Raw genomic sequence first — 9,591 nt, 5'->3', positions numbered from 1 at the left:
CCGAAATGTTCAAAATCACGTGAAGCGTTGAAATTGCTCGAAGAGAAAGGGGGATCTTTTGAGGTATTCAAATATCTTGATACCCCCCCATCACGAGAAGAAATTACCGCTTTGTTAAAAAAACTAGGGATTTCAGCTCGGGAGCTGATGCGGACGAAAGAGGATCTGTATAAAGAGTTAGGGTTGGCAGAAGTGAATGATGAGGAGAAGCTGATCGATGCGTTAGCGGAATATCCTAAACTCATTGAACGCCCGATTTTGATCGAAGAAAATCGAGCGGTGATTGGTCGTCCGGTCGAAAAAACGGTAGAGTTTTTAGGCTAAGTTCGGAATTTTTGGAGCTTTTGATTTAAATCTACGGTATTGAGATCAAGTCCATGTGCGACATTGGTAATCTGGGAGATACTGGTTGTATTGGACGTGGCAATGACATTGATTGAATCGATTTTGGTTGAAATCAACTGCATCCCCTCATTTAGTTCTACCAGTCCCTGATTGGAGTGATGGATACTCTTTGCCGCTATCGTCATGAGTGATGATGAGGTTTGAATTATCGTTTGAACCGCATTGGAATCTTTGGAAACCAGCTGGATCGAAGTAGCCGATTTATCCATTTTTTGGCTTGTATCGGTGATCGCAGCGACGATTGTACTGATGGTATGGTTGATCTTTGACAGGCTCTCTTGGGTCCGTTCGGCAAGTTTGCGTACTTCGTCGGCAACGACGGCGAATCCTCTTCCGTGTTCTCCGGCACGTGCTGCCTCGATAGCGGCATTAAGCGCTAAAAGATTGGTTTGATCGGCAATGTCCCCGATGATATTAAGTACCCCTTTAACCTCTCCCGCTTGAGAGCTAAGCGTTTTAAGATCATCCGAGAGGATCATTTGGGTTTGGGAAACGGTATGAATATCGTCATTCATCCGGGTAATTTGTTTACTGGCCTGGGTGAGTTGCGTAGAGGCTTCTTGGATTTTGGTATTCGTTTCTTCAGACATGCCGGTAGAGGTATGAATGATTTTTTGGAGGGTGAGGATATGGTTATGGCTTTGAGAAATATCGGTTGCGCTGGTTTCCAAACGCTGTTTAATCACGCTGCAAACACTGTAAAGTTCTTGGGCCGAGGAGATACTGTTATCGGATGAACATTTCATGCTGCTCATCATTTTTTGCAACTCTTGCATCGAATCATTCATGTCTTTGGCCGCTGTGGATAACTCATCATTTCCGTTTGAATCGATCCGTTCAAGAAGATTTCCTGATCGAAGATGTTGTGCAATCTGAGTGAGATCGGCGATTTTTTTGAGTAAATATTTGGTGATATAATGAAGCACAATATGGACGATAATCATTCCGATCGGGAATGAGAGGAGAATGAGCCACAGCATTTTTTGAAAATCTTTTTGAGCAATAGTATAGAGATTATTGGCATTGGTAATCTGCAACTCGATCAGCTCGTCAAGCTGTTCGCTGGCGGGGGTGATAGTGTAGGGAAAATCACTTTGGATCAGATCTAACACGCTCATCAATTGCTTATCTTTTATGGCTTGTTCGAGTAATAGGATAGAACGTTCGGCGCGGTCTATGATTACTTTTGCCGATGAAATCTTTTGTGCTTCTTCGGGTGTTACCGCACCTTTGAGATACGCATCCCATTGTTCTTTAAAATGCTTATGGGATTTTTCGACCGATAACAGCGCTGAGTCGAAATCTTCTGTCCCTTGTGAAAGGTTCGTTGCTGTGATTAGAATCTCTTTATCGAGGGAATTTTTACAGTTGCGAAGATTCTGAAGCGGTTGAAGACTTTGGGTATGGATGGTCGTTAATGAGGTATTGGATAAATACATCCCTATAACGCCGATGATGATTGCGACTAGAGCAAACAACTGTGCCATGATGACAAGGAGGGTAATCTTTTGACGTATTGAAAGCCGTGCGAAAAAGGAGAAAGACATACCGTACACCTTTGATGGGGGTACGGCAGTTTAAAATCTTATGGTTACAATGAGGTCACATTAATATTCTCAATAGATAATTCGGTCATTTTTGTCGAGCCATTTTGTGAAAAGTTCTTTTCCTCTTTCCGTATCGACAGCTCGAAGATCAAGAGCTGTTTCGGGATCGCGGATCATGGTATAAAAAATCCTATCATCAAACCCGCCTTTTGCGGCATCGTCCATGGATGAAGCATAATAGACGGTAGGGATTCGTGCCCAAAAAATCGCTCCCATACACATGGGGCACGGATAGCAGGTGGTATAGAGAATACAGTCGGAGAGATTGGATTTTCCTAATATATGAGAGGCTTTTCGGATGGCATTGATCTCTGCATGAGCGGTGGGATCGTTGGTCTGCAACACTTCATTATGCGCAGAAGCTATTATAAGCTCATCACGCATAATGAGTGCACCGAATGGCCCTCCGTGGTTGTTGAGCATCCCAAATACCGCTTCATCGTAAGCGATCTGCATCCAGTGATTCATGGTGCGCTTATTTCCCTGCACAAGAAGGGGCGAAGAGTTCAGGACGGTATTCAAAATGCATGGTGTCATAGTGATACCATCGTCCTCCCCAGATAAAGCCGTGTTTTTCAAAAATACGAACAATAGAGAGCGGCATAGTATTGCGGTAGCCGATACGGGCGGTTTCGGAGGGAGCTTCATCTTTCCAGTATTGGGTCGTATTCGGAGCCAAATCGATTGCGATTCCGTAGCTGTGCATCGATAGGCGGTCAGTATCTTTGATCACGCGATAGCAATAGGTGGTGGCCCCTTCCGCCCAAATGCGATCCGCTTTAGGGAGTTTTGCGATCTCTTGACCGATGAGAAAAAGTTTTTTATCGACTCCTCCCACTTTATTAACCGGAAGTTTTACGGAGCCTTTGATGGTTGGCCAGTCGATACGGACGAGATTTTTTTCGATGGCTTTTTGATCTTTGCCGTAGAGGGCTTGGAAAAACGGTTGGTAGCGGAGGCGGCCCGGACTAAAGAGATACGGCGGGGGTGTCTCTATTCCCCCTGCATCATAGGGTTGCTCTAACTGGGTAGCGAGATCGGCATTGTCGATTTTTTCATTCCACGAGGTTTGAGGTTTTTGGGTGTGGTAAGGAAAACGTGTTCCGTCTTTGAGGATGATGGCCGATTCATCCGCTGAAGCGATGAGGTTCGGGTATCCATCCAAATAACATTGAGGACTACTCCATCCCAATGTCGCCGCAAGGGCTAAGACCCCTGAAAGTGTAAAAAGTTTCATATTTTCTCCTAAGTGGATGTTATTTTACCCAATTATCATCCTAAACATTTCACGTTTCCTTCACACTGAAATGTCATGATACCTCCATCTTAACTCTAGGAGTATCCTATGAAAACGATTCAACCTTGGATGGTGGTTATGACTGCCGCAGTAATTTTAACATCAAATGTGTACGCTTCAGGCGGACATGATCGGGGAGGATATGATCGAGGTGGGCGATATGAATCTCCTCGACATATGAGAATGTCGAATTATTCTCATAATGACCGCCGACATCATAGTGCTAATTGGGTTGTTCCTCTCGTGATCGGTGGGGTACTCGGGTATGCTCTCTCTGAACCGCGACGGGAGTCTGTAACCTATGTTTCCAGTGTACGCTCTCCGGTCGTTTATACGCCGCAGCCGGTTTATGAAGAACAATGGGTCTATTTTAGCGATTGCGATTGTCAGCGTCGCGTATTGGTGCCGGTACGCTGAGGTATTTCTCTTTTTTTGCGGTGTACATTGAGATGTCTGCCGCTCGGATTAAATTTTCTTCATCTACGGCATCGTCCGGATAAAGTGCCATTCCGATACTGGCATGGGGATAAATAATCGTTTCATTTTCGATATTGATAGGTTCACAGATAGCGGTTTGTATGGTTTCTAGAATAGTATCCAAATGATTTTCTCCTTTAATGTCTTCAATAATGACAATAAATTCATCCCCTCCGTAACGACAGACGGTATCGGTATTGCGCAAGCATGCCTGAAGATTTTGCCCGATACTTCTTAGCAGTATATCTCCTGCTTCGTGGCCGTATTGATCATTGATTTGTTTGAAATCATTGAGATCAATAAAATAGAGGGCAATCTTGTTACCGTTGCGTTGAGCGCGAAAGAGTGCTTGGGAGAGACGATCGTTCATCGCGGTTCGATTGAGGGTTCCGGTCAATGCGTCGTATTGCGCACGGTAGGTGAGGGCATCAACATGAGAACTTAGCACCGTGATGTCGTGCAGATTGGCGATATAACTGACCAGACGGCTGCGGTGATAGATGGCGGTAATCGAGACACTGAGGACTTTGCTTTTTCCCTCAAACGATTTTGTAATGCGCCCTCTCCAGGTTTGTTCGGCATTAAATTGGGATTTTAAGGTACTAAATGTGAGACGATCTTCAAATAAAAAGGTTCCGATATGATTGCCGTATACGGTGTCGGGATCACTGATGTTGAGGAAAAAGAAGCTTCGGTTGGCGAATTCGATAAACCCTTTTTCATCGGTGTAAAAAATGGCGTCACCGGCACCCTCTAGGGCCGTAGAACGCTTATGCAAATCATCGAGGATTTTTTGGGAGACGGTGATGTCTTGCGCCATACATAACATCTCTCCATCGGTCCCCTCAAGCAACCGGTTTCGCCATTCGCAAAAGATCTCTTTGTAGTGGCGCGTAACATTATAATTTTTGGAGTGACTAAGCCCATCTGCTGAGGCTTTTTTGAGAATAGTGTAGACGTGCGCTTTGTCAAATTGAGGGACTAAAAAATCGATGATCTCTTCCCCTATTGCTTGCTCACGTTCCCAGCCGAAAATGATCTCCGCTGTTTCATTCCACTCGATAATTCTATGGTTTTTATCGATAACGATATGGGCGACGGGAGAATCATTAAAAAATTGTTGATAGCGGTTCTGGCTTTGGAGTAAGCGGCGATTGAGAAAAACGGAGTGTACAACCCATAAGGCCAGTACGATAACGAGAGAAGGGACCGCTAAAAGCTCCATCACATATTAAAAATGCAATTGAAATCAGTAGGTTGAATGGAAAATAAACTACTGATGATAAAAGAAAAGAACATGCGGGAACTCATGGGAACAGGTGATATCCTTCGTTAATTTTGATCATTATATTGCGTTATTAATTATTTTAACATTAAACAATTTTGTATAAAGCTCTTTTTTTTGAGAGTTCTAGCGTTATAATAAAGAAGCATAACAAAAAGGTATACCTATGTTTTTCCCAACCCTTGGGTTAATCGCAACAACAAATGTGATAACGGTTGATATCCATCAGAGTATTCAAGATGCCCTGAATAAAATGCATTTGCATAATCATCGCAGTATTATTGTTGTGAATCAAACGCTTCATCATATTATTTCGACCAAAGACATTATTCGTTTAAAGCTGGAGGGAATCTCGTTTTCAACCCCCCTTTCTCAGGTAATGCTTCGCCCTTTGCCGATGATTGACAAAGAGAGCAACATCGTCAGCGCTCTGAATCTCACCAACGATATCGACGAGCATATTTGTGTCTGCAATGCGGATGGAAGTTTGTACGGATTGGTGACCAACAGCGATATCGTCGCGAGCGTTGATCCTCAGGTGATTCTCGATTCGCTTCAAATTGCCACGATTTTTGAAAAAAAATACGGCTACAAAAGCTTTGCTCCGGATACCCCTATGTCGGAGATTCTGGAGTTTATGAAAGATTCTCTGAGTGATTGCGTGATTATTCAAAAAGGGGGCGAAGCGGTTGGAATCCTCACTTCAAAAGACATACTTCGATTTATCGGAGATGAAGCACACAGCAGTATGAAAGTGTCAGACATCATGTCTTCTCCGGTCGAAACTCTCAACCAAAAAGCTTCGATCAATGAGGGGTTGGAATATCTGCGCAAACGCCCCTATAAGAGAATCGTAGTAACCGATGATGAGGGGCATGTTGCGGGTATCGTGACACAGCAGGATTTGATCTCCAGAACGTATCTCAAATGGTCACAGCTGATGCAGGATCATTTTAAACAGTTCGAAGAGATCACCCAAATCCTCCAGCAAAAGAATCAACATTTAACGCAGCTTGCGACCAAAGATCTTCTCACAGATATCCATAATCGCCATATGTTTATTGAACTTTTTTCGAAAGAGCTTTCTCAGCTGAAGCGTCAGAGTAATAAACTGGCGTTGGTGATGATTGATTTGGATCATTTCAAACAGATTAACGACACGCACGGACATAACATCGGTGATGCAGTTCTTAAACAGTTTGCGTCATTGGTGACCGGTTCGGTCCGTGAAGCGGATCTTTTTGCCCGTTGGGGCGGAGAGGAATTTGTCTTGCTGCTCCGTAATGCAGGATGCGAAGAGGGGTATGGTGTGGCGGAAAAAATCCGCTCACTTCTCGAAGCGGAAAACTTCGACGGGGTCGGACAGGTGACATGCAGCATCGGAATTACCGAAGTGAAGGGTGAAGACACTCTCCACACGGCGATAGAGAGAGCGGATGATGCGATGTATGCGGCCAAAGATGCAGGGCGTAACTGTACGATTGCGTGCGAGAGCAGAGAGTGAAGCTGATTACCTTAAAATCGCTCCTCTCCGAGAGTCCCAGAGCATTGCAGGGCGATCAGAGCATAGCAAATGCTCTGGCGATGATGACGGAGCTCTCAATCAGTTCGATTATCATCGTAAACAAGGAGAACCGCCCGATCGGGATTTTCACGGAGCATGATGCTCTGCGTGTTGTTGCGGATGTGATTAGCATAGAGACCGCTTTAGCGGAAGTGATGACAACGGACCCTTTTTGTGTCGAGAATACCCTTTATTTGCATGATGCCTATACGTTGATGGAGGAGAAAGGGTATCGCCATTTGGTCGTTGTAGATGAACTCGGGTTGTTTGCGGGGGTAGTGAGCGAGGGGGATTTTCTACGACATATCGGCTTTGAACAACTGGGAAAATTCAAGGTCGTTTCCGAAGCAATGAGCAGTTCGCCGCTCATTCTTGCTCTGGATACCCCTCTTTTTGAAGCGGCAGCTGCAATGCGGGAACGTAAATGCGATTATGGGGTGGTTCTTGAGGGTCCCCATCCTGTCGGAGTCGTTACGGAGAGAGATATTGCTCACTGGTGTGCTCAAAAAGAGATAGGGGAGACGATGGTAAACGAACTCCTCCATCATGATTGCCATCTGATCCACAAAGAGATTCCACTCCAAGAAGCGGCAACATTGATGGAAGCGCACGGTATTCATCAGCTGATTGTTGTGGATGAGACAGGGAATCTTGTAGGACTGCTCAGCCGGCATGATGTTCTTCATGCGGTACACGGGGCCTATTTTGAATATTTAATCCGAGTTATCGATCACAAAAATGATACGATTAGCAAAATAGGGGAGCAGAAAAAAGAGCTCAAAATCGAGAAAGAGTCGATTGAAAAAAATGCGTTGAAGCTTCGAAAATTGTTCGAAGCCCTTCCTGATGGGGTTGTTCTGCTGGAGAGTAGCACCATGAGAGCGGTCGAGTTTAATGAAGCGGCTTACCAGCAGTTGGGATACGATTCAGAGGAGTTTGCCCTGTTGGGGATTCCTGATTATTGTACGACGGAAACACCCGAAGAGACCCGTCAGCATATCGAAGCGATTGAACGTGAAGGGAAAGACAGTTTTGTGACGCAGCATCGTACCAAAGATGGGAGTGTGATCGATGTGTGGGTGAATGTAATCGCGATTGATTTAGGCGGAGTCCCACACATGATCGCGGTTTTTCGTGATATCACCGAGCAAAAGAGGATTGAGAGACATTTACAAGAACAGCAGGCAGAACTGGCACATCAGAGCACTTTTTTACGAACCCTATTGGACAATATTCCCGATTTGATTTTTTCAAAAGATTTAGACGGAAAATATTTGGCCTGCAATACTATGTTTGAACGTTTCTTCGGTGAAAAAGAATCCGCAATTATCGGAAAAACCGATTTTGATTTTGTGGATGCGGCATTGGCGCAATTTTTTCGTGATAACGATCACGCGGCGATTCGGGGAGGAAAACCGCGTAATAATGAAGAGTATTTGATGTTTGCCGATAAAAGCTATGAGGGGCAGTTCGAAGTTACAAAAGTCCCGATGAAAGATGGTTCGAGAAACGTGATCGGAATGCTCGGAATTGCACGGGATATTACGGAACGGAAGCATTATGAAGCGCGGTTGGAAACGTTGGCAAATTACGATCCTCTCACGGGTTTGGCGAATCGTGCTTTATTAATGTCACATCTTCAAAATTCGATTGTTCAGGCGAAGCGGCATACGGCACAAATAGCACTGTTAATGTTCGATTTGGATCGTTTCAAAGACATTAACGATAGTTACGGACACCATGCCGGAGATGAACTGTTGCAGGTTGTCGCAGAGAGGTTTTCATCCCGCTTGCGAGAAGGGGATATTATCAGCCGTTTGGGGGGTGATGAATTTGCCGTAGTGCTGGAACATTTAGCCCATGCTGAGGATGCAGGACGATTAGCGGAAGAGATGATCGAGGCGTTGGGAGCGGAGTATAAGCTCTCCAGTGGAGCGTCTATTCATATCGGTTCAAGCGTAGGAATTGTTTTATTCCCCGATCATGGAGAGGATGCGTCAGAGCTTTTGCAGCATGCCGACGCGGCACTTTATAAAGCCAAAGCAGAGGGGCGTGGAACCTATCACTATTATACGGATGAACTGACCGATTCGGCACGTAAGCGGATAGAGTGTGAAACACGTTTACGGCGTGCGGTGATGAATCAAGAATTTGAAGTCTACTACCAGCCGCAAGTGCATATCGCAACGGGTCGTATTGTCGGAGCCGAAGCATTGATTCGCTGGAATTGTCCTGTGCGAGGTCTTGTCTCTCCTACCCTTTTTATCCCGATCGCCGAAGAGACGGGACTGATCGGAGAGATTGGGGAGTGGGTACTGAATGAGACGTGCAGACAGGGGAAAATCTGGCTTGATCAGGGGCATCGTCTGACATTAGCCGTTAATCTTTCCGCCCATCAGGTTCGCCACCAAAATATTCCGGCGATGGTCGAAGATGCTCTTAAAAAAAGCGGGTATCCAGCGGATAGGCTTGAACTCGAATTGACCGAGAGTGCCTTGATGCAGCGTGAAGAGGAAGCGGTCGCCATGCTGCATACCCTTCGTGCTCATGGTATCCGTTTGGCGATTGATGATTTCGGTACAGGGTATTCATCGCTCTCATATCTCAAACGGTTTCCGATCGATGTGTTGAAAATCGATAAAAGTTTTGTGGACGATATTCCGTTTGAATCGGATGATATGGCGATCGTTACGGCGATCATTGCTATGGGTCAAGCTTTAGGCTTTCAGATTCTTGCCGAAGGGACAGAGCGTATCGAGCAGATTGAATTTTTGAGGGAAAAAGGGTGTACGATGTATCAGGGGTATTTTAAAAGCCCGCCGGTTCCGGCAGCGGAGTTTGCAAAACTCCTCGCATGAGGATAAACGTTCCCGTTATTCGACGCGATTGCGTCCCCGCTCTTTCGCGAGATAGAGTTTTTCATCGACTTGCATGACAAATTGATCTATCGTATCTT

Annotated in this window: 8 protein-coding genes; 4 read left to right on the top strand and 4 right to left on the bottom strand. The window is 45.2% G+C overall.

Going from position 1 to position 9,591, the window contains the following annotated elements:
- On the top strand, window positions 1-324 hold a 324-nt coding region (gene arsC / locus A3G19_RS00455), incomplete at its 5' end, for an arsenate reductase (glutaredoxin) (protein WP_294870005.1).
- On the opposite strand, the gene A3G19_RS00450 is transcribed toward arsC, so the two are convergent.
- The 3 genes from A3G19_RS00450 to A3G19_RS00440 all read right to left on the bottom strand — a co-directional run bounded on the left by A3G19_RS00450 (window position 321) and on the right by A3G19_RS00440 (window position 3,249).
- Window positions 321-1,952 (bottom strand): methyl-accepting chemotaxis protein, encoded by a 1,632-nt coding sequence (locus A3G19_RS00450; RefSeq protein ID WP_294870003.1) that lies wholly within the window; start codon window positions 1,950-1,952, stop codon window positions 321-323. The two genes, arsC and A3G19_RS00450, sit on opposite strands and share 4 nt — an antisense overlap.
- Before the next feature lie 69 nt (window positions 1,953-2,021).
- A complete protein-coding gene (locus A3G19_RS00445) occupies window positions 2,022-2,480 on the bottom strand; it encodes a nucleoside deaminase (RefSeq protein WP_294870001.1) in 459 nt (152 codons plus the stop codon).
- A 7-nt stretch (window positions 2,481-2,487) separates the two neighbouring features.
- On the bottom strand, window positions 2,488-3,249 hold the full coding sequence (locus A3G19_RS00440) for a M15 family metallopeptidase (RefSeq protein WP_294869999.1): 762 nt from the start codon (window positions 3,247-3,249) through the stop codon (window positions 2,488-2,490).
- A gap of 108 nt (window positions 3,250-3,357) precedes the next feature.
- Here A3G19_RS00440 and A3G19_RS00435 point away from each other — a divergent pair, with 108 nt between their 5' ends.
- On the top strand, window positions 3,358-3,726 hold the full coding sequence (locus A3G19_RS00435; protein ID WP_291750904.1) for a hypothetical protein: 369 nt from the start codon (window positions 3,358-3,360) through the stop codon (window positions 3,724-3,726).
- Here A3G19_RS00435 and A3G19_RS00430 read toward each other — a convergent pair.
- Window positions 3,680-5,011 carry a diguanylate cyclase gene (locus A3G19_RS00430; protein ID WP_294869997.1) on the bottom strand — a complete coding sequence of 444 codons (1,332 nt, stop codon included), beginning with the start codon at window positions 5,009-5,011 and terminating at the stop codon, window positions 3,680-3,682. The genes A3G19_RS00435 and A3G19_RS00430 overlap by 47 nt on opposite strands.
- Before the next feature lie 226 nt (window positions 5,012-5,237).
- On the opposite strand from A3G19_RS00430, the gene A3G19_RS00425 reads away from it, so the two are divergent.
- On the top strand, window positions 5,238-6,575 hold the full coding sequence (locus A3G19_RS00425; protein ID WP_015654697.1) for a diguanylate cyclase: 1,338 nt from the start codon (window positions 5,238-5,240) through the stop codon (window positions 6,573-6,575).
- Window positions 6,572-9,493: an EAL domain-containing protein gene (locus A3G19_RS00420; RefSeq protein WP_294869995.1), complete on the top strand. Its 2,922-nt coding sequence runs from the start codon at window positions 6,572-6,574 to the stop codon at window positions 9,491-9,493. The genes A3G19_RS00425 and A3G19_RS00420 overlap by 4 nt, the downstream gene beginning before the upstream one ends.
- Window positions 9,494-9,591 lie beyond the last annotated feature (98 nt).

Source organism: Sulfuricurvum sp. RIFCSPLOWO2_12_FULL_43_24, from assembly GCF_001829605.1.
In the GTDB taxonomy this organism is placed as follows: domain Bacteria; phylum Campylobacterota; class Campylobacteria; order Campylobacterales; family Sulfurimonadaceae; genus Sulfuricurvum.
Note: the sequence above shows the minus strand (reverse complement) of the source record. Positions and strands in the feature narration are given on the sequence as shown.

Coding starts and splice junctions, on each gene's coding strand:
- A3G19_RS00450 (WP_294870003.1), bottom strand. CDS start 1,952: ATGTCTTTCTCCTTTTTCGCACGGCTTTCAATACGTCAAAAGATTACC.
- A3G19_RS00425 (WP_015654697.1), top strand. CDS start 5,238: ATGTTTTTCCCAACCCTTGGGTTAATCGCAACAACAAATGTGATAACG.
- A3G19_RS00435 (WP_291750904.1), top strand. CDS start 3,358: ATGAAAACGATTCAACCTTGGATGGTGGTTATGACTGCCGCAGTAATT.
- A3G19_RS00440 (WP_294869999.1), bottom strand. CDS start 3,249: ATGAAACTTTTTACACTTTCAGGGGTCTTAGCCCTTGCGGCGACATTG.
- A3G19_RS00430 (WP_294869997.1), bottom strand. CDS start 5,011: ATGGAGCTTTTAGCGGTCCCTTCTCTCGTTATCGTACTGGCCTTATGG.
- A3G19_RS00445 (WP_294870001.1), bottom strand. CDS start 2,480: ATGAATCACTGGATGCAGATCGCTTACGATGAAGCGGTATTTGGGATG.